Consider the following 19,712-nt stretch of genomic DNA (forward strand, 5'->3'; position numbering starts at 1 on the left):
CTACATCTCCTCCGTGACGTAACGGCGAAGCCAGGTGCGGAACTCCGGGCCGAGGTCCTCACGTTCGCACGCGAGTCGGACGATGGCCCGCAGGTAGTCCCCCCGGTCCCCGGTGTCGTAGCGGCGGCCGCGGAAGACCACGCCGTGCACCGGGCCGCCCACGCTCTCGTCGGCGGCCAGCTTCTGCAGGGCGTCGGTGAGCTGGATCTCCCCACCGCGGCCCGGCTCGGTCTCCCGCAGTATGCCGAAGATCGCCGGGTCCAGGACATAGCGTCCGATGACGGCGTAGTTGCTGGGCGCCTCGGCCGGCTCCGGCTTCTCGACGAGTCCGGTGACGCGGACGACGCCGTCGTCGCCGGTCGGCTCGACGGCGGCGCAGCCGTAGAGGTGCACGCTGGCGGGGTCGACCTCCATCAGCGCGATGACGGTGCCGCCGGTGCGCGCGTGGACGTCGACCATCTGCCGCAGCAGCGGGTCGCGGGGGTCGATCAGGTCGTCGCCGAGGAGGACGGCGAACGGCTCGCTGCCCACGTGCGGCTCGGCGCACAGGACGGCGTGGCCGAGGCCGCGCGGGTCGCCCTGGCGGACGTAGTGCATGGTGGCCAGGTCGCTGGACTCCTGGACCTTCTTCAGCCGGTCGTCGTCGCCCTTGGCGATCAGGGCGGATTCGAGCTCGTAGTTCCGGTCGAAGTGGTCCTCGAGGGGCCGCTTGTTACGTCCTGTGATCATGAGTACGTCGTCCAGGCCGGCGGAGACGGCTTCCTCGACCACGTACTGGATGGCCGGCTTGTCCACGACGGGGAGCATTTCCTTGGGCGTCGCCTTGGTCGCCGGGAGGAAGCGAGTGCCGAGGCCCGCAGCCGGAATGACGGCCTTCTTGATCACAGGGTGCGACTGAGTCATGGGCAGAACGATAGTGGGTCACGGCGGAGCGCCGACGAGATTCCGGTAAATATGCCCGACTTGCTCCTTATATGAAAGGAATTGTGACAGGACTGTGGTAGAGAACCTGCCCGGGAATCACCCCTTCGCGCCCGAAAAGGCCTCCCTGCGCCGGGAACTCCTCGCCGCCCGCCGGGCCTTGTCCCCCGGGGCCCGGAGCGCGGCGGCCCGCGCGCTCGCCCGCTCCGCGCTGACCCTGCCGGAACTGGCCGGCGCGCGTACGGTCGCCGCGTACGTCTCGGTCGGTGCGGAACCGGGAACCCGCGAACTCCTCGACGCGCTGCGGGCCGCCGGCAAGCGCGTGCTGCTGCCCCTGCTGCTGCCCGACAACGACCTGGACTGGGCCGAGTACGAGGGCCCGGACAGCCTCGCCGAAGCAGCGCACCCGGGCAAGATGCGGCTGCTGGAACCCTCCGGCGCACCGCTCGGCCCGGACGCCGTGACCGGCACCGACGCCGTGCTGCTGCCCGGGCTGGCGGTGGACGCGCGCGGGATGCGGCTCGGCCGCGGCGGAGGCTCGTACGACCGGGTGCTGGCGCGGCTGGAGCGCGTCGGCGCGCATCCCGCCCTCGTGGTGCTCCTCTACGACGAAGAGGTGGTCGCGCGGGTCCCGGAGGAACCGCACGACCACCCCGTCCACGCGGTGGCCACCCCGTCGGGGGTGGTGCGCTTCACCGCGTGATCAGCTGCTGATCGGACCCCGTGGTCAGGGCTTGAGCGTCAGGGTGTCCACTGTCGACTTGTCGACGGCGCTCTTTCCGAAGGACCAGTCCAGCAGTTCGCCCTTGGCCCACAGCTGCGTCTGGTCCGTGTACGTGCTCTCGTACGCGTGGCCCGAGGCGCCGGTCAGGTTGATCCAGCGGGACTTGTCCAGGTCGCCGAGGTTGACGACCATCCGCATCGACGGCACCCAGGTGACGCCGTAGCCGCTGGAGGCGTTCCAGCCGGTCGCGTTGACGGTGGCCTCGCCGCCGCCCAGGTTCCACGGGCCGCGGTTGAGGAGCCACTGCATGAAGCCGGGGCCCTCCTTGCCGATGGTCTGGTTCTTCAGCGTCAGCTGGTGCAGCCGGCCCCAGCTCCAGGTCGACTGGTCCTTGCCGAGCTTGGCCGTCAGCTCCCAGCGGGCGTCTTCCATGGCGCGGGCGAAGAGCTCGTCGCGGGTGGTGACCGGCTTGTCGTGGACGGTCTTCGGGGTGGCCTTCCACCACGGCGACTTCTCGTCCTTGACCAGCCGGCGGACCACCTCGAACCAGCGGTCGCCGCCGTCCGGCTGCGCCGAGTCGGGACCGCGCGTACCGCACTCGCGGACCGTCTGGGTGAGGTCGTCGTTCGGGCCGGTGCTCTCCTCGCTGACGTTCATGCAGCTGCCCTCGATCCGCAGCTCCTTCGGCATCTTGTCGCCGAACGCCAGCTTGAGGATGTTGCGCCACACGGCGTTGAAGTACGCGGCGGCCGCCGAGTCGGGCTCCTGCGTGTAGTTCCAGCCCTCCAGCAGCTTCTGCGCCGAGCGCACGTCCGGGTCCGAGACCTGGATCTTGGCCAGCATCGGGGTCAGCAGCGCGGCGATCTCACTGCTGTTGTCCATCTGCATGGTGCGCATGTCGTCGGTGGAGATCTTGCCGTTGTCCTTGGTCTTCGCCTCGATGAGGTCGTTGATCCGCTGGCTGCGGGCGCCGTAACCCCAGTCCGTGGTCAGCACGTACGGGTACTTGCCGGTGCTGGCGCCGGTGCCGATGCCGGTACCGGTACCTGTGCCGGTGCCGGTGCCGGTGCCGGACTCGGTGACGGCCTGGTTGGCGGTGACGATGTACCCGCGCGCCGGGTTGAGCTCCCAGGGCATCTCGTTCTGCGGGATGTAGCCGGTGTTGCCGTCCCGACCGCCCTTCCAGGCGTACTTGGGGTCCCAGCCGGGCGCCGGCAGGCGGCCGTCGCCCTGGTTGCGGATCGGGATCCGGCCCGGGGCCTGGTAGCCGATGTTGCCGTTGGCGCCCTTGTTGTCGGCGTAGATCAGGTTCTGCGAGGGGACCTCGAAGTCGGCCGCCGCGGCGCGGAAGCTGTTGAAGTCCTTGGCGCGGTTGAGCTTGAACACGGCGTCCATCGACTTGCCCGGGTCCAGGGCGGTCCAGCGCAGGGCGACGGCGTAGCCGTCGCCGCGGTCGGGGGCCGAGCTGGGGACGGGGGCGCGGGAGCCGACGCTCTCGAGCTCGTCGCTGCGGTCGGAGATCAGCGGTCCGTTGTTGGTGGTGCGGACGGTGATCTTCTTGCTCTTGCCGCCGGCGACCTTGATCTCCTCTTCACGGGTGGTGAAGGGGACGACCTTGTTGTCGTAGACGTAGCCCTCGGGCCGGACCTGCTCCAGGTAGAGGTCGGTGACGTCGGCGCCCAGGTTCGTCATGCCCCAGGCGATGTCGGCGTTGTGGCCGATGACCACGCCGGGCATCCCGGAGAAGGTGAAGCCGGCGACGTCGTACTGGCACTGGGGCGAGGCGGCACGGCAATGCAGGCCCATCTGGTACCAGACCGAGGGCAGCTGCGGGGACAGGTGCGGGTCGTTCGCGAGGAGCGGCTTGCCGGTGGTCGTGTACTGGCCCGAGACGACCCAGGAGTTCGAGCCGATGCCGCTGCCGTTGGGGCCGAGGATGGCCGGGATCTCGTCCAGGGTCTTGGCGAGGGAACCGAGCTGCGTGCGCAGGCCCACCGTCGCGCCCTGGGCGGAGGCGTTGTCGGCGAGGCCGCTGGCGGTGCCCGTGCCCGCGCTGGGGGTCGTCGGCGAGCCGGTGCCGGCGGCCGTGCCGGTGTTCGCACCCGTGCCGGTGCCGGGGGTGGTGGTTCCCGTACCGCGGGCCGCGCCGGCACCCGTACCGGCGCCGGGCGTGCCCTGGGGCGCGTACTTGCCGCCCGCGACGGTGCCGCCCTCGACGATCGGCTTGTTCCGGTCGAAGGGGTACGGCGGGTAGAGCTCGTCGATCTGTGCCTGCGAGAGCTTGTTCGTCATCAGCGAGCGGTCGATCTCGTCCTGCATGTTGCCGCGCAGGTCCCAGGCCATCGCCTTGAGCCAGGCCACCGAGTCCACCGGCGACCAGCGCTCCGGCTTGTAGCCGTCGCTCAGGTCGAGGGCGGCGTGCTCGACGGAGAGGTCCTTGCCGGCCTTCCCCTTCAGGTACGCGTTGACTCCGTCGGCGTAGGCCTGGAGGTACTTCTTCGTCTCCGGCGAGAGCTTCTTGTCGTACTCCTCCTGCGCGACCTGGCGCCAGCCGAGGGTGCGCAGGAAGGCGTCGGTCTCGACCTGGCCGGAGCCGAACATCTCCGACAGGCGGCCGGAGGTCATGTGACGGCGTACGTCCATCTCCCAGAACCGGTCCTGCGCGTGCACGAAGCCCTGCGCGCGGAAGAGGTCCTCGTCGTTGTCGGCGTAGAGCTGCGGAATGCCGTGCTCGTCGCGCTTCACGTCGACGGTCCCGGTCAGGCCTGGGACCTTGAGGGAGCCGGTCGTCTGCGGGAAGGAGGCGCGCACGGTGTCCACGCTCCAGTACGCGCCGTAGCCGAGGCCCGCCAAGAGCGCCAGGACCATGACGAGCACGAGCAGGCGTGCGCGTCGTCCCTTCTTCTTGACGGAAGGTCCGGATTCATTGGCGGGCATCGCTGTCCTTAGAGGGGCAGGGTGGTCCTGGGAGTGCTGGGAGCAACCATAGGCGCAGGACCGCCTTCGTTGATCCGCCAGGGGTCGAGGTCCGTAGGACAGGCGGCAACAGCCGTTTCACAATGTGGTTATCGCGTAAAGAGTGCGTCAAAGATTAGGTAAGGTAACGAAGTACTTGCCGTACGCGCCGCCGGAGGAACGATCCGCCAAGCGCGCTCTGAGGAAAGGGCCGCCCGCTGACTGTCCACACGCTCAACGAGCTCCTGCTGGTCTGCTCGCTCGTGCTGCTCGTCGCCGTCGCGGCGGTGCGCGTCTCCTCACGCAGCGGCCTCCCCAGCCTGCTCATCTACCTCGGCATAGGCATCGCGATAGGCCAGGACGGCATCGGCAACGTCGTATTCGACAACGCCGAGCTGACACAGGTCATCGGTTACGCGGCGCTCGTCGTCATCCTCGCCGAGGGCGGTCTGGGCACCAAGTGGAAAGAGATCAAGCCGGCGCTGCCGGCGGCGGTGGCCCTGTCGTTGGTCGGCGTCGCGGTCAGCGTGGGCGTGACGGCGGCGGGTGCGCACTATCTGGTCGGGCTGGAATGGCGCCAGGCGCTGCTGATCGGCGCGGTCGTCTCCTCGACCGACGCGGCGGCCGTCTTCTCCGTACTGCGCAAGGTTCCGCTTCCGTCCCGGGTGACGGGTGTACTGGAGGCCGAGTCCGGCTTCAACGACGCCCCCGTCGTCATCCTGGTGGTGTCCTTCGCGACGGTCGGACCGGTGGACGAGTGGTACGTCCTGCTCGGCAAGATCGCGCTCGAGCTGTCGATCGGCATCGCGATCGGTCTGACGGTGGGCTTCCTGGGGGCGTACGGGCTGCGGCACGTGGCACTGCCGGCCTCCGGCCTGTACCCGATCGCGGTGATGGCGATAGCCGTGACCGCGTACGCGGCCGGCGCGATGGCGCACGGCTCCGGTTTCCTCGCGGTCTACCTGGCGGCGATGGTGCTGGGGAACGCGAAGCTGCCGCACTGGCCGGCCACCCGCGGCTTCGCGGACGGGCTCGGCTGGATCGCCCAGATCGGCATGTTCGTGCTGCTGGGCCTGCTGGTCACCCCGCACGAGCTGGTGCACGACTTCTGGCCCGCTGTGATCATCGGACTGGTGCTGACGATGGTGGCGCGGCCGCTGGAGGTCTTCGTCAGCCTGCTGCCCTTCCGGATCCCCTGGCAGGAACAGGCACTGATGTCATGGGCCGGCCTGCGCGGCGCCGTGCCCATCATCTTGGCCACGATCCCGATGGTGACGGGCATCGAGGGCAGCGACCGGGTGTTCAACATCGTCTTCGTGCTCGTCGTCGTCTACACGCTGGTGCAGGGGCCGACACTGCCCTGGCTGGCGCGCACGCTGAACCTGCGCGACACCGAGGAGGCCGCCTCGGACCTGGGGATCGAGTCGGCGCCGCTGGAGAAGCTGCGCGGGCACCTGCTCTCCTTCGCGATCCCGGCCGCCTCGCGGATGCACGGGGTGGAGGTCGGCGAGCTGCGGCTGCCGGCGGGAGCGTCGGTGACGCTGGTCGTCCGGGATGCGAAGAGCTTCGTGCCGGCGCCGTCGACCGTGCTGCGCCGCGGGGACGAGCTGCTGGTGGTGGCCACGGATCCGGTCCGGGACGCGGCGGAGGCGCGACTGCGGGCGGTCGCGCGCGGCGGCAAGCTGGCGGGGTGGCTGGGAACCGGTGGCGGAACGTCACTCTGAGTGGCGGAAAGGGCGGCCCGGCGGGCCGCCCGAACGATCTTTTCCTTTTAGAGCGACATTCTAATTGGCCGGTTTCGGTGGCGTGTGGCCGGGCTTGCACCCATTCCACAAGGTGCGGAATGCGAACTTCCAGTTAATCGCAGGTGAAGACATGCCTTGTCACCGTAATCACAGGACGTGGTAGTGGATTCCCCTGTACGATGAAGGCACACCAGATCGAACCAACTCTGCCTGACGCAGAGCTGGCGCGACCGCAAAGCGGCCGTGGCACCCTTTCGCAGGGGGCGCCCAGGTATCACTCGGTTCTGCGCAAGAGGACAGCTCTCGGGGCTCCCACATGTACGGGTGCGGTCGCTCACAAGGCGGCCCGCCGTCCGCAGACGGGGACGCTCTACCAGGCAGCGGAAAGGCCAGGCCGTGACATCCGCGGTCACGACCGACACGTCCGCCCGACCCGGCTACGGGCAGCTCCTGCGCACGCCCGGTGCCCTCACCTTCGTCCTCCCCGGCTTCGCCGCCCGCCTGCCGTTCGGCATGCTGACCATCAGCATCCTGCTGCTCGTGCAGCACGCCACCGGCTCCTACGGCGACGCGGGGATCGTCGCCGCCGTCACCGGCGTCTCCATGGCCCTGTTCGCTCCGGTCATGGGCAAGCTCACCGACCGCCGCGGCCAGAGCGCCGTCCTCGTCCCGGCCGTCCTCGTGCACGCCGTCGCCGTCTCCGCTCTGACCGCGCTGGCACTCCTCGGCGCCCCGCTGTGGGCGCTCGCCCTGGCCGCCGTCCCGGCCGGCGCCTCCGTCCCGCAGGTCGGCCCCATGGTCCGGTCCCGCTGGGCGGCCAAGCTGGAGGGCTCCCCGCTGCTGCCGACGGCCGCCGCGTTCGAGTCCGTCACCGACGAGTTCACCTTCGTCGTCGGCCCGGTCCTCGCCACCGCGCTGTGCACCGGCGTCCACCCGGCGGCCGGTCTGGCCACCGAGGCGGCCCTGACCCTGCTCGGCGGACTGTTCTTCGCCGCGCAGCGCGCCACGGAGCCGAAGGTCGCCGCGCCTGCGGAGGCCGGCGGCAAGCACCAGTCCGCGCTGTCCTTCGCCGGCCTGCGCGTCCTGATCGTCGCCTTCATCGGCATCGGCGCCGTCTTCGGCGGCATGCAGGTCTCGCTCGCCGCCTTCTCCAACGAGATCGGCAACCCGGGCGCCAACGGCCTGCTGTACGGCATCTTCGCGGCCGGCAACATGATCGCCGGCATCACGATGGGCGCCGTCGCCTGGAAGATCGGCCCGCGCCGCCGCCTGATCATGGGCTACATCGGCCTCACCGCCGCCGCCTCGGTGCTGTGGGCCGCGCACTCCGTGATCCTGCTGGGCGCCCTCGGCCTGGTCGTCGGCCTGTGCATCGCCCCCGCGCTGATCACCGGCTACACCATGATCGAGCAGCTGATCCCGGCCGCGTCGCGGACCGAGGCCTTCACCTGGCTGACCGGCGCGGTCGCCTTCGGGCAGGCCGCCGCGGTGACCCTGGCCGGCCGGCTGACGGACGCGCACGGGTCCTCGTACGGCTTCCTGGTGCCCCTGGCGGCCACGGCTCTCGCCCTGGCGACGCTGGTGGCGCTGCGCGCGAAGCTGGCGCCGAAGGCCCCGAGCCGGATCGTGAACTCGTCCGCTCCGACCGCCCGCAAGGCGGCGAACGAGCGTGGGATCGGTCACCGCACGCCTGTGACGGTGGACTGATCCGCCGGAATACGTCACCATGGAGCGTCGTTAGCACTCATTGAGTGAGAGTGCCAGGAGGAAATTCGTGCCGACCTACCAGTACCAGTGCACCGAGTGCGGTGAGGGCCTTGAGGCCGTGCAGAAGTTCACCGACGAAGCACTGACCGTGTGCCCGAGCTGCGACGGACGCCTGAAGAAGGTGTTCTCCGCGGTCGGCATCGTGTTCAAGGGCTCCGGTTTCTACCGGAACGACAGCCGTGGCGCCTCGTCGAGCAGCACCCCTGCCACGAAGCCGCCGTCCACGTCGACGTCGTCCGCGGCCCCTGCCGCTTCGTCCTCCTCGGCGACCTCGAGCACGGGCAGCAGCTCCACCTCCGCGGCCTGACCCGTACGTACGTCTCCCGCTTGCCGCAAGGCCCCGCTCGCCCTCTTGGGCGGCGGGGCCTTGTGCGTCCCCCGTTAGGGTGAGGCCATGGTGAACGCAGAGATCGGTGTAATCGGCGGGTCGGGCTTCTACTCCTTCCTGGAGGACGTCTCCGAGATCCAGGTGGAGACCCCCTACGGGCCGCCGAGCGACTCCCTGTACGTGGGTGAGCTGGCAGGACGGCAGGTGGCGTTCCTGCCGCGGCACGGGCGCAGACACACCGTGCCGCCCCACAAGATCAACTACCGGGCCAACCTGTGGGCGCTGCGCTCGGTCGGCGTCCGCCAGGTGCTGGGCCCCTGCGCGGTCGGTGGCCTGCGGGCGGAGTACGGGCCGGGCACGCTGCTGGTGCCGGACCAGCTGGTCGACCGTACGAAGTCCCGCGTGCAGACCTTCTTCGACGGCGAGCCGCTCCCGGACGGGACCGTCCCCAACGTCGTGCACACCACCTTCGCGGACCCGTACTGCCCGGTGGGCCGGTCGGTGGCGCTCGCGGCGGCGCGGGGGCGCCAGTGGGAGCCGGTGGACGGCGGCACCATGGTCGTCGTGGAGGGGCCGCGGTTCTCGACGCGGGCGGAGTCGCGGTGGCACGCGGCCGCCGGCTGGTCGGTGGTCGGCATGACCGGGCACCCGGAGGCGGTGCTCGCGCGCGAGCTGGGCCTCTGCTACACCTCGATGGCCCTGGTCACGGACCTGGACGCGGGCGCCGAGACGGGCGAGGGCGTCTCCCACACGGAGGTCCTCAAGGTGTTCGGCGAGAACGTCGGCCGGCTGCGCGAGGTGCTTTTCGACGCGGTGGCGGCCCTCCCGGCGACCGAAGCGCGCGCCTGCCTGTGCACCCACGCCCATGACGGCTGGGACCTGGGCATCGAACTGCCGTAGCGCCGGCTGAGGCCCGGTGGATGCCGGGTGCGGTGGAACGCCGGCCCTCGCGTCCGGGGCCTGTCCGGCCCCGGGCGGTGCGGGGCGGTGTCACATCCCGCGGGGCTGTCATGTCCTCATGGCGAAGGGGTCACCGGGACCCCCGCACCGGAAGAGGCCGGCCATGCCCCGCATCTCCCTCAGCCCGCCCCGCACCCTGCTCATGCGCATCGGCGCCTGGTACTCCCGCCGCACCTACGGCAAGGTCCTCGACCCCGGTCAGGCGTACGGGCACAACTCGCGCGTGCTGTTCTCGTACGTCCGAATGGAGCAGCGGGCGGCGAAGTGGAACGCGCTCGACGCCGGCCTCAAGCACCTCGCGGTGATGGCTTCGGCGGCACGCATCAACTGCTCGTGGTGCATGGACTTCGGCTACTGGGAGGGCCACGAGAAGGGCCTCTCCGCCGCGAAGATCGAGCGGGTGCCGCGGTGGCGGGAGTCCCGTGAGGTGTTCACCGAGCTGGAGCTGCTGGTCATGGAGTACGCCGAGGCGATGACCGAGACCGAGCCGGCGGTCACCGACGAGCTGGCCGCCGAGCTGATCGCCCGGCTCGGTGAGGCCGCGTTCGTCGAGCTCACCGCCATGGTGGCGCTGGAGAACTGGCGCTCACGGGTCAACAGCGCCTTCGGTCTGACGAGCCAGGGTTTCTCGGAGGCGTGCCGGGTTCCTTCGGGACGCTGACACCTGGGGGTGACGGCGTTGTCCACAGCCTGGGGATTGTCCACAGCCCGGAGCGGGGCCTGGCGCGGCGGCGGATCGTGAGGGAGTCCGGGCAGTGGGCCCGGACGCCGGAACTCGACCAGCCAGGCGGTGCACATCATGTCCAGGACCTCTCCCTCGTCCCCCTCGTCCCCCGATTCCCCCTCCCCTGTCGGCTCTCCCTCGCCCGTCTGCTCGTCCACGTGTCCTCCCGGGCGGCCCGTACCGGCCTTTCCGCCGCTGCGGGTGGGCCGGGCCGGGGGCCGGCTGCGGCGCGCGGTGCGCCGCCGACGGCGGGTCGCCTCGGCGGGCCTGGCCGTGGTGGCGGCCGCCCTGGCGGTGGGCGGAACGGAGGCGCAGGCCTCCCGCGGCACGGCGCCCGCCCCGGAGACGAAGCCGACGCCCGCGGCGGTACGCATGGTCTCGGCCCCCGTACGCATCGCGGACGCCGGCACGGTGCGGCTGCTGCGCCCCGGGGACCGGGTCGACGTGGTCGCGGCGGAGCGCACGGGGGCGCCCCGGGTGGTGGCCGCAGGGGCCCGGGTGACCCAAGTCCCCGCTGTGGAGGCGGGGGTGGGGGACGCCGGGGCGCTGGTGGTCCTGTCCGTTCCCCGGGATACGGCGCGCGCCCTCGTGGGGGCGGGCGCCGTGGCGCGTCTGGCGGTGACACTGTGCTGATTCGCACGGAATACCAGTCGAGTAGCCCGCACGTGGGTCCCAATTGGACACGCCGGGCCGTGACTGCCGTAGCTTTCGGAACCGTTGGCTCCGTCTACAGCAGGCACACAGAAAGGCTCAGTGGTGAGCGAGAAGAAGAAGGAGAGCGTCCTGGCGGGCTTCAAGGCCTTCCTGATGCGCGGAAACGTCGTGGACCTGGCGGTGGCCGTGGTCATCGGCGCGGCGTTCACGAACATCGTGAACTCGATCGTCAAGGGGATCATCAGCCCGCTCGTGGGCGCCATCGGCACCAAGAACCTGGATGTCTACACCTCGTGTCTGAAGGCACCCTGTGGGGTCGACGCGAAGGGCGAGCCGACCGGCGTGAACATCATGTGGGGCTCCGTCCTCAACGCCACGCTCAGCTTCCTGATCACCGCGGCGGTCGTGTACTTCCTGATGGTCCTGCCGATGGCGAAGTACCTGGCCAGGGTGGAGGCGCGCCGCAAGGCCAGGGAGGGCGTGCAGGAAACCATGGTGATCACCGAGCTGGAGGTGCTCAAGGACATCCGCGACGTCCTGATCGCCCAGCGGAGCGGGAACGGCGAGAGCGCCCCGGCGGCGAGCGCGCCGGGGGCACGCGACGCGTTCTGACGGCCGCGGACGCTCAGATGTGGTGCGGGGGCTTCTCGTCGAGGAAGCGGGCCAGGTCGGCCGCGCCGCCTCCGGCGGGCCGCTCGCCCCAGCCGCGGTCGGTGTCGTCCGAGGACTGCTGGTCCAGCGGGTCGTCGAAGACGAGCTTCGGCCTGGGCTTCGGCTTCGCCTCGGGCTTCTCGGGCTTCGCCCCGGCTTCGGGGTCCGGGGACTGCGGGGCGGAGGCGGGGGCGGTGCTCATGCCTCAAGGGTACGGCCGCCCCCGGGTCCGGCCCCGGTCCCGGTCCCTGCCGCGGCTCCGGTCAGCTGGGAGCCTCCGCGCCCTTGCGGGCGTAGAACCACCAGCAGACGGCGAGGCACGTCGCGTAGAAGCCGATGAACATCCACAGCGCGTGGGTGACCGCCATGGCGGCGAACATCGCCGGGATGAAGAAGAACCCGTAGGCGGCGATGGCGGAGGAGAAACCGGTGACGGCGCCCGCCTCCATCTCCGACTGCTTGAGCGCGGCCGCCTGCGCCTGGGGGCCTTGGCCCTCCGCCTGGCGCATGTGCTGATCCCGGAAGATCACCGGGATCTGCCGGAAGGTGGAGCCGTTGCCCAGGCCGGAGAAGGCGAAGGCCGCCAGGAAGCCGGAGAAGAAGGTCCAGAAGCTGCCCAGGTCGCCGCTGGTGGGCAGCGCGAAGATCACGACCACCAGAGCCACCGCCATGCCGACGAAGGACAGCATGGTCACCTTCGCGCCGCCGATCCTGTCGGAGAGCCAGCCTCCGGCCCAGCGCATGAGCGCGCCGACGAAGGGGCCGATCCAGGCGTAGGTGGTGGCCTGGTAGCCCTGCGTCTCGAAGTTGTTCTTGATCAGCAGCGGCAGGCCGGCGGCGAACCCGATGAAGGAACCGAAGGTGCCGACGTAGAGCCAGGTCATCAGCCAGTTGTGCTTGCGCTTGAAGATGACCTTCTGCTGGCTGAAGGGGGCCGCGGCGACCTTGAGGTCGTTCATCAGGAACCAGGCGAGCAGCGACATGATCACCAGCAGCGGCACCCAGAGGAAGGCGCCGTTCTGGAGCCAGATGTCCGTGTTCTCCTTCGCGTCGTGCTGCGGGCCGCCCGCCGGGGCGCCCAGCACGGCGGCGGTGACCACCAGCGGGGCGACGAGTTGGACCACGCTCACGCCGAGGTTGCCGAGGCCGCCGTTGAGGCCGTTGGCACTGCCCTTCTCCCTCTTGGGGAAGAAGAAGCCGATGTTGGCCATCGAGGAGGCGAAGTTGGCGCCGCCGATGCCGCAGGCGGCCGCGATGAGCACCAGCTCCCAGTACGGGGTGCCCGTGTCCTGGAGCGCGAAGCCGAGCCACAGCATCGGCCCGACCAGGATGATCGTGCTGAAGGCGGTGAACTTCCGCTCGCCCGACATCGGGCCGATGAAGGTGTACAGGATGCGGAAGGTGCCGCCGGTGATGCCCGGAATGGCGGTCAGCCAGAACAGCTGCGACTTGGAGAAGCCGAAGCCGACGTCGTTCAGTTTGACGACGGTGACCGACCAGACCTGCCACACCACGAAGCCGAGCATCAGCGCCGGGATGGAGATCCAGAGGTTGCGCTGCGCGACCCGGCGGCCGGTGGCCTGCCAGAAGCTCTCGTCCTCGGGACGCCAGTCACCGATGACAGCGCCGGGCTTGTAGGTCTCCGCGCGGTGCGAGCGCACCGCGGACGGGGTGGGCGTGGGTGTGGGTGTGGACATGGTCACCGGTCCTTCGGGTCAAGGAGCCACAGGGCGATCACGACGAGGAAGGACAGGACCAGGAATCCCGCTCCCCACCAGGCCGTGGCGGTGTGGCCCTTCATCCACTCGTTGACGGTCACGGTCAGCGCCCAGAGCTGCCCGATCACGACCGTGAGGGCGAGGGTGAGCCGGGCGTTGAGCTTGGAGGAGCGCTCGGGTTCCTGTTCGGTGCCGGCTCCCGGGCCGGGGCCGGTGTGCCGGATGCGCGGGTCGCCGTAGCCGCTGGTGGAGCGGATCTGCGGGTACCGCTCGTGGACCGGCCGGTTCAGCCGGGGCTGGGCGCTCCCCGGGTGGTAGGCGGGGCGGGGAGGAAGCTGCGCGTCGCTCATGTGCGTCCGCTTTCTTCGGCGCGGGCCGCTCCGGGGCAGTCGAGCCGCTGCGCCATCGCGGGGTGGGAGTCGCCGAACTGCCGGCACAGGGCTTCCTTGGCGGGCTCGCCGGAGCGGGCGGTGGCGATGGCCCAGACGCTGCCGTCGGCCTGTTCGGTCAGGAAGATCCTCGGGAGCGGTCGGGGTGGCGGGCCCGCGGTCACTTCGCCGGTGCGGGCGTCGAAGACGCCTTCGTGGCAGGGGCAGTACAGCTCCCCTTCGGGGCCGCGGTCCTCGCGCCACAGCACGGCGCAGGCCAGGTGGGTGCAGACGGCGGAGTAGCCGACGAGGCTGCCGTCGCCGAGGCGGACGGCGAGGGCGCGGTCTTCCGCACCGGGGAACCGGAAGGCCACGGACTCACCCGGTGCGAGCTGGTCGGTGACCTTCTTCGCCTCGGGCAGCGTCTCGCTGTCCCCGTGCCGGTGGAGGATGCCGGAGGCGACGCCGACTCCGCCGATGGCCAGTCCGCCGGAGACGGTCGCCACGATCCGCAGGTAGTCGCGCCGGGTGGTGAGGGAGTCGGCGCTGATCCGGTCGCGCAGCTGCTCGGCGGCGGCGTCACGGCCGGCGTCCGGGCCCGGTGCGGACCCGGGTGCGGGCTGCTGGGTCACGCTCATCGGACATCCACCCCGTTCACTTCCACGACGGGCAGGCCGCCGGGGACGGGCCACTGCACCTTGTCCGCGGGGACGACCATGGCGACGCCGGTGGAGACGACCACATCGCCGAAGGCGAAGGAGTCTGCGACCTGGACGCCGGGGCGTTCGGCCTGGAGTTCTTCGAGGGTTCCGTAGAAAAGGGCACCGGTCGGGCAGACCGTGGCGCACATGGGGGCCAGGCCGTAGGCGGTGCGGTCGTAGCAGAGGTTGCACTTCATCTGGAGCTTCGCCTGGAGGTCGATCTTCGGGACGCCGAAGGGGCAGGCGTTGACGCAGTTGGCGCAGCCGATGCAGCGGGTGGTGTCGGCTTGCTGGACCACGCCGTCGGCGGTGACCAGGATGGCGTCGGCGGGGCAGACCTCGGCGCAGGGCGCCACGGGGTCCTCGCAGTGCATGCAGACGGTGGGCAGGGAGGCGACGGACCGGCCGGCGTCGGTGTAGTCCAGGTGGATCATCGACTTGCCGCGGTGCGAGTCGCATTCGCGGCAGGCGGAGACGCAGGCCTGGCAGCCGATGCAGCGGCCGGGGTCGATGAAGATCGTGCGGCCCATCATGGCGGCGTCAGCTCCTCTCCGCCGTGCCGCGGCCCTGCGGGGCCGTGGGCGGCAGGGGGTCGGTGCGGGAGATCTGGGTCTCCGGGTAGGCCTCGCGGCCGGGGGCCGTGGGCGGCGCGGGCACCTCGTCGATCCGCTCGGCCGCCTCGATCCGCGCGGCGCAGACCTTGTACTCGGGGATCTTCGAGCGGGGGTCGAGGGCGTCGATGGTGAGGGCGTTCGCGGCCGTCGGGACGGGCCAGTGGTAGGGGATGAAGACGGTGTCGGGCCTGATGGCCTCCGTGACCAGGGCCGGGAAAACTGCACTGCCGCGGCGGGTGACCACCCTGACGGGGTCTCCGTCGCGGAAGCCGTGGGAGGGGTGGACCTCGACCCAGGGGCGCGGGGTCTGTTCGACGAGGGCGCCCAGGCGGCGGGTCTGGTTGCCGGACAGGAAGTGCGCGACGGTGCGGCCGGTGGTGAGGGACAGGGGGAACTCGTCGCTGTAGGCGTCCATGGGCGGATGCCATTCCACGGCCTGCATGTGGATCTTGCCGTCGGGGTGGTACGTCCGGCCGTTCTCGAACAGCCGCGGGGTGCCGGGGTGTTCGGTGGAGGGGCAGGGCCAGGCGATGCCGCCGGTCGTCTCGAGCCGGTCGTAGGTGATGCCGTAGTAGTCGTTGACGGTCCCGGCGGAGGCGACGCGCAGTTCCTCGAACACCTCGCGCGAGCCGGCGAAGTCGAACTTGTCGCCCGCCCCGAGGCGCCGGGCGAGTTCGCACATCACCCAGGTGTCGGTGCGCACTCCGGCGGGGGGCTCCTGGGCCTTGTTGTGCTTGACGACGCGCGCCTCGGTGTTGGCCATGACTCCCTCGTCCTCCGCCCAGACGGTGACGGGGAAGACCACGTGCGCGTTGGCCGCGGTCTCGGAGAGGAAGAAGTCGAACTGTGCGTGGAACTCGAGGGCGTCGTAGCTGAGCCTGACCTCGCCGTAGTTGGGGAGGGAGACGAACGGGTTGTTGCAGATGCCGATCAGGCCGCGGATCTCGCGCCGCTGCATCTGCCAGACCATCTCCATCATGGAGGTGCCGGCGGGCGGGAGGTCGGCTTCGTCGATGCCCCAGATCCGGCAGATCTGGCGGCGGTGCTCCTCGTTCATGATGGACCGGCCGCCGGGCAGGAGATCGGCTTTCTGGCCGTGCTCGCGCCCGCCCTGGCCGTTGCCCTGGCCGGTGATGGTGCCGTAGCCGGCTCCGGGTCTGCCGAGGTTTCCGGTGGCGACGCACAGGTTGATCACGGACAGGCAGTTCTCGACGCCCTGCGAGTGGTGTTCGATCCCGCGCGCGTGGAAGGCCATCGCCTTGTCCGCGCCGCCGAACATCCGGGCCACCTGGACGATCTGTGCGGCGGGGATGCCACAGATCTCCGCGGACCGGGCGGGCGGGTAGGCCTGGACGGTCTGCTTGACCACGTCCCAGCCGGTGGTGTGGGCGGCGAGGTACGCCTCGTCGGTCAGGCCCTCGGCGACGATCACGTGCAGCACCGCGTTGAAGAAGGCCGAGTCGGTGCCCGGCTTGAGGGCGACGTGGACGTCGGCGGTGCGGGCGACGGCCGTCTCGCGCGGGTCGACGACGATCAGTGACGCTCCCCGGTCGCGGGCGCCCCAGAGGTACTGGGTCATCACCGGGAAGCACTCCCCCACGTTCGACCCGGCGATCAGCAGGCAGTCGGTGAGGAGGATGTCGGCGAAGGGGCTGGCTGCGCGGTCGATGCCGAAGGCGAGCTTGTTGGCGCCGGCCGCGCTGACCATGCACAGGCGGCCGTTGTAGTCGACGTGTCTGGTTTTTAGCGCGACCCGGCCGAACTTGCCGACGAGGTACGTCTTCTCGGAGAACAGGCTGGCGCCGCCGAGCAGTCCGACGGCGTCATTGCCGTGGGTGCTCTGGATGCGCCGGATCTCGGAGACGGTGAAGTCCAGGGCCTCGTCCCAGGAGGCCTCCTTGAACTCCTCGTCGCGGGAGCGGCGCAGCAAGGGTGAGGTGAGCCGGTCGGGGTGGTTCACCTGCTGGTAGGCGTTGATGCCCTTGGGGCACAGCCGCATGCGGTTGATGTCGTGGTTGCGCGGTTCGACGCCGAAGACCTTCCCTGCCCTGTCGACCCGCAGGTACATCCCGCACTGCACGCCGCAGAAGCAGCAGTGGGTGGGGACGAGGGTCTCGCTGTTCTGGTCGGCGTGCCACCGGTCGGCGGGGATGCCGCCGGCGTCGCGGAAGGTGCGGGTGCCGGGCGGGGCGACGGCCGGGTCGAGGGGCAGGGGCAGGGGTCGGGGCGCGGGCTTGGCGGGGTCCGTCGCGGTCACTTGAAGCCCTTCTTGACCTGGGTCAGGTAGGCGTTGCCGCGCAGGACCCGCTTGCAGCGGGGGCAGTATTCGGCGAAGGCGTCGAAGTCGAGTCGCAGGTCCTGCATGGTGCCGCGCAGGTTCTGCACGTACGGGGTGGTGTCGATGGGTTCGCCGCAGCGCTTGCAGGCGAAGATCTCCTCGTCCTGGCGGGCGGTGTACTTGAAGAGCTGCATGCCGACCGCCGCCGGCCGCTGGACGATGTGGAAGAACTTCCCGAAGGGGATGTAGATGAGGGTGAAGACCACCGACACCATGTGCAGGATCGCCAGGAACTCGTAGCCGTCGCCGTGCAGGAAGATCGACGAGAAGGTGAGCAGCAGCCCCGTCACCGAGATCACGATGAGGCAGATCAGCGGGAGCAGGTCGTAGGCGAAGCGCTGGCCGGTGATGGCGCCGCGGTCCTTCATCCGGCGCCACAGGAAGTACGACGCTCCGGGGATGACGAGGACTGCGGCGATGTCCAGGCCGTGGAACATCAGCCAGCCCACGGCGTCGAGCGAGTCGAAGCCGAGGATCTTGAAGCCCCAGATCCGCATCTCGTAGCCGGGGCCGGAGCCGCTGGCGGAGGTGAAGGTGAACCAGCCCCAGGTCAGCGGGAAGGTGATGGCGGCGGCCAGCAGGCATCCCCAGAAGATGAGCTGGTGCGCGGCCCAGCGGGCGCGTGAGCGGGCTCCGAGGAACTTCTGGAAGCCGAGGTAGGTGGCGGCCATCCTCGGCAGGGCGGTGGGTGCCTTCTTGAAGTTGGCGGCCGAGAGGAAGCTGCCGAAGCCCTTGGTGAAGAGGCGGCGCGCGCCGGGTGCGGAGACCCACGTCGTGTACCGGTAGGCGACGCCGAAGGCCAGGAAGACGGTGGCGACGGCGTACGGCAGCAGGGCGGAGTCGAAGTCCCGCAGCAGGCGGCTGCCCAGCACGATCGCGGCGATGAGCAGGAGGGAGACGGCGGTGCCGGCCGCGGTGGCCCGGGCGGTGACGGACCGCCCGGCCGGTGGCGGGGTCTCGGTCGGCCCGGGGGGTGGGGCTGCGGCGAGTACTTCTGCGGGCTCGGACACAGCCCCACGCTAGGTGGTCTAGGCCGATTCAGCCCTTTATGCACCGCTTGCGGCTGGTCCGAACGGGTGGGCTGGCCGGGTCATACGGCGTGCAGCCCGTGCGCCGCGAAGACCGCCTGCGTCGGCCGCCTGCCCGACGGTGGGCGTCGGGGTGTCGTGGAGGCCTGGGGTGGCGTCCGCGGGCGGGGAGAGGTCCCGGTTGTCGGCCGCGTGCCCCCTGGTCGGGCCGGGGCGGTGGGGCGGCAGTGCGAGTCCGCCCGGGCTACCCGGGTGCCGCGGGCCGCGCGCCTCGCGGGCCGGTCGGCCGGGCCCTGGTGTGCTGGGCGGTATGACGTACGTACCGATGACCGCCCGCAGCCGTGACGAGGGCCACCGGACGGCGACCTCGCTGGAGCTGTTCTTCGACCTCTGCTTCGTCGTCGCGATCGCCCAGGCGGGGGCACGGCTGGTGCACGCGCTGGCGGAGGGCCATCCGGGGACCGGGGTGATCGGCTACGCCTTCGTGTTCTTCGGCGTGTGGTGGGCCTGGATGAACTTCACGTGGTTCGCCTCCGCCTACGACTGCGACGACGTGCCGTACCGGATCGCGACGCTGGTGCAGATCGCGGGCGTCCTCGTCTACGCGGCCGGGGTGAGCCGGGCGTTCGACGCGAGCGACTGGACGGTGGCCGTCATCGGCTACCTGATCATGCGGGTGGCGCTGACGGCGCAGTGGCTGCGCGCGGCGGCCGGGGAGAGCGGTGAGGCGCGTGCGGCGGCGCTGAAGTACGCGGCGGGCCTGGTGATCTGTCAGGCGGGCTGGGTCGGGCTGCTGTTCGCCCCGGACGGGTCGAAGCAGTGGCTGTTCGTGGTGCTGGTCGTGGCCGAGCTGTCGGTGCCGGTGCTGGCCGAGCGCGGGCACCAGACGCCCTGGCACGCGCACCACATCGTGGAGCGGTACGGGCTGTTCACCATCATCGTGCTGGGCGAGACCATCGCGGCGAGCACGGTCGCGGTGAAGTCGGCCCTCGACGAGCACGAGGCGCTGGGTGAGCTGCTGCCCATCGCCGCGGGCGGGCTGCTGATCGTCTTCGCCGCCTGGTGGATCTACTTCGCGGTGCCGATGCACGAGCGGCTGACCTCCAACCGGGAGGCGATCCCGTGGGGTTACGGGCATCTGCTGATCTTCGCCTCGGGTGCGGCGATCGGCGCGGGCATCGAGGTCGCCGTGGAGCACGCGGTGGGCAAGGCGCACATCTCGCAGCTCGCCGCGAACGCCGCGGTGACGGTCCCGGCGGCGCTGTTCCTGCTGATGGTGTGGCTGCTGCACTCCCGCCACTTCAAGCGGGGCGCCGCACAGCAGATGGTGCTGCCGCTCGCCTCCCTGGCACTCCTCGCCTGCACCTGGGCGGGCTCGTACGCGGTCCTCTACGCGGGGCTGGTGGCGACGGCCACCGTGGCGGCCGGCACGACCCTCGCCGTGCGCGGCGGGCATCCCGCCCGCGCCGGGGCCGAAGCCTGAGCCCGCGCCCGTCACTCCCGCGCCCCCGAACCC

Annotated in this window: 18 protein-coding genes; 9 read left to right on the top strand and 9 right to left on the bottom strand. The window is 70.7% G+C overall.

Annotated features, from left to right (window positions below; all coding sequences use genetic code 11):
• Entirely contained in the window at positions 1-903 is a 903-nt protein-coding gene (gene galU, locus ACZ501_RS28430; RefSeq protein ID WP_361597425.1) for a UTP--glucose-1-phosphate uridylyltransferase GalU, read from the bottom strand.
• A 94-nt stretch (positions 904-997) separates the two neighbouring features.
• Here galU and ACZ501_RS28435 point away from each other — a divergent pair, with 94 nt between their 5' ends.
• On the top strand, positions 998-1,624 hold the full coding sequence (locus tag ACZ501_RS28435) for a 5-formyltetrahydrofolate cyclo-ligase (protein WP_468799303.1): 627 nt from the start codon (positions 998-1,000) through the stop codon (positions 1,622-1,624).
• Between the two features lie 24 nt (positions 1,625-1,648).
• Here ACZ501_RS28435 and ACZ501_RS28440 read toward each other — a convergent pair whose 3' ends face one another.
• Positions 1,649-4,582: a penicillin acylase family protein gene (locus ACZ501_RS28440; protein WP_468799305.1), complete on the bottom strand. Its 2,934-nt coding sequence runs from the start codon at positions 4,580-4,582 to the stop codon at positions 1,649-1,651.
• A gap of 281 nt (positions 4,583-4,863) precedes the next feature.
• Here ACZ501_RS28440 and ACZ501_RS28445 point away from each other — a divergent pair, with 281 nt between their 5' ends.
• The 7 genes from ACZ501_RS28445 to mscL all read left to right on the top strand — a co-directional run bounded on the left by ACZ501_RS28445 (position 4,864) and on the right by mscL (position 11,390).
• Positions 4,864-6,324, top strand: a complete 1,461-nt coding sequence (locus ACZ501_RS28445) for a potassium/proton antiporter (RefSeq protein WP_468799307.1) — start codon at positions 4,864-4,866, stop codon at positions 6,322-6,324.
• Positions 6,325-6,741: 417 nt separating this feature from the next.
• Positions 6,742-8,052, top strand: coding sequence for an MFS transporter (locus ACZ501_RS28450; RefSeq protein WP_468799309.1), 1,311 nt, complete (start codon positions 6,742-6,744; stop codon positions 8,050-8,052).
• 67 nt (positions 8,053-8,119) lie between these two features.
• The gene (locus tag ACZ501_RS28455) at positions 8,120-8,419 is read left to right on the top strand and encodes an FmdB family zinc ribbon protein (protein ID WP_468799311.1); all 300 of its coding nucleotides are present in this window, start codon (positions 8,120-8,122) and stop codon (positions 8,417-8,419) included.
• Positions 8,420-8,506: 87 nt separating this feature from the next.
• Positions 8,507-9,340, top strand: coding sequence for an S-methyl-5'-thioadenosine phosphorylase (locus tag ACZ501_RS28460; protein ID WP_468799313.1), 834 nt, complete (start codon positions 8,507-8,509; stop codon positions 9,338-9,340).
• A 163-nt stretch (positions 9,341-9,503) separates the two neighbouring features.
• Positions 9,504-10,061, top strand: a complete 558-nt coding sequence (locus ACZ501_RS28465) for a carboxymuconolactone decarboxylase family protein (RefSeq protein WP_468799315.1) — start codon at positions 9,504-9,506, stop codon at positions 10,059-10,061.
• 138 nt (positions 10,062-10,199) lie between these two features.
• On the top strand, positions 10,200-10,757 hold the full coding sequence (locus ACZ501_RS28470; protein WP_361597449.1) for a hypothetical protein: 558 nt from the start codon (positions 10,200-10,202) through the stop codon (positions 10,755-10,757).
• Positions 10,758-10,880: 123 nt separating this feature from the next.
• Complete coding sequence (mscL, locus tag ACZ501_RS28475) at positions 10,881-11,390, top strand: large conductance mechanosensitive channel protein MscL (protein ID WP_361597452.1); 510 nt, start codon at positions 10,881-10,883, stop codon at positions 11,388-11,390.
• A 13-nt stretch (positions 11,391-11,403) separates the two neighbouring features.
• Here the strand turns inward: mscL and ACZ501_RS28480 are convergent, their stop codons facing one another.
• The 7 genes from ACZ501_RS28480 to ACZ501_RS28510 form a co-directional block, all read right to left on the bottom strand.
• Positions 11,404-11,631: a hypothetical protein gene (locus tag ACZ501_RS28480; protein WP_468799317.1), complete on the bottom strand. Its 228-nt coding sequence runs from the start codon at positions 11,629-11,631 to the stop codon at positions 11,404-11,406.
• A 61-nt stretch (positions 11,632-11,692) separates the two neighbouring features.
• Complete coding sequence (locus tag ACZ501_RS28485; RefSeq protein WP_468799319.1) at positions 11,693-13,126, bottom strand: NarK family nitrate/nitrite MFS transporter; 1,434 nt, start codon at positions 13,124-13,126, stop codon at positions 11,693-11,695.
• A 2-nt stretch (positions 13,127-13,128) separates the two neighbouring features.
• Complete coding sequence (locus ACZ501_RS28490) at positions 13,129-13,497, bottom strand: hypothetical protein (RefSeq protein WP_468799321.1); 369 nt, start codon at positions 13,495-13,497, stop codon at positions 13,129-13,131.
• On the bottom strand, positions 13,494-14,153 hold the full coding sequence (locus ACZ501_RS28495; RefSeq protein ID WP_468799323.1) for a QcrA and Rieske domain-containing protein: 660 nt from the start codon (positions 14,151-14,153) through the stop codon (positions 13,494-13,496). Before ACZ501_RS28495 ends, ACZ501_RS28490 begins: the two co-directional genes overlap by 4 nt.
• Positions 14,150-14,749 (bottom strand): 4Fe-4S dicluster domain-containing protein, encoded by a 600-nt coding sequence (locus ACZ501_RS28500; RefSeq protein WP_362463114.1) that lies wholly within the window; start codon positions 14,747-14,749, stop codon positions 14,150-14,152. Before ACZ501_RS28500 ends, ACZ501_RS28495 begins: the two co-directional genes overlap by 4 nt.
• 7 nt (positions 14,750-14,756) lie before the next feature.
• Positions 14,757-17,087 carry a molybdopterin oxidoreductase family protein gene (locus tag ACZ501_RS28505; protein ID WP_468799325.1) on the bottom strand — a complete coding sequence of 777 codons (2,331 nt, stop codon included), beginning with the start codon at positions 17,085-17,087 and terminating at the stop codon, positions 14,757-14,759.
• Positions 17,084-18,178, bottom strand: a complete 1,095-nt coding sequence (locus ACZ501_RS28510; RefSeq protein ID WP_468799327.1) for an MFS transporter — start codon at positions 18,176-18,178, stop codon at positions 17,084-17,086. The genes ACZ501_RS28505 and ACZ501_RS28510 overlap by 4 nt, the downstream gene beginning before the upstream one ends.
• 328 nt (positions 18,179-18,506) lie before the next feature.
• Here ACZ501_RS28510 and ACZ501_RS28515 point away from each other — a divergent pair, with 328 nt between their 5' ends.
• A complete protein-coding gene (locus tag ACZ501_RS28515) occupies positions 18,507-19,679 on the top strand; it encodes a low temperature requirement protein A (protein ID WP_361597473.1) in 1,173 nt (390 codons plus the stop codon).
• The last annotated feature ends 33 nt before the right edge of the window (positions 19,680-19,712 follow it).

It is taken from the genome of Streptomyces sp. NPDC034085 (assembly GCF_055575555.1).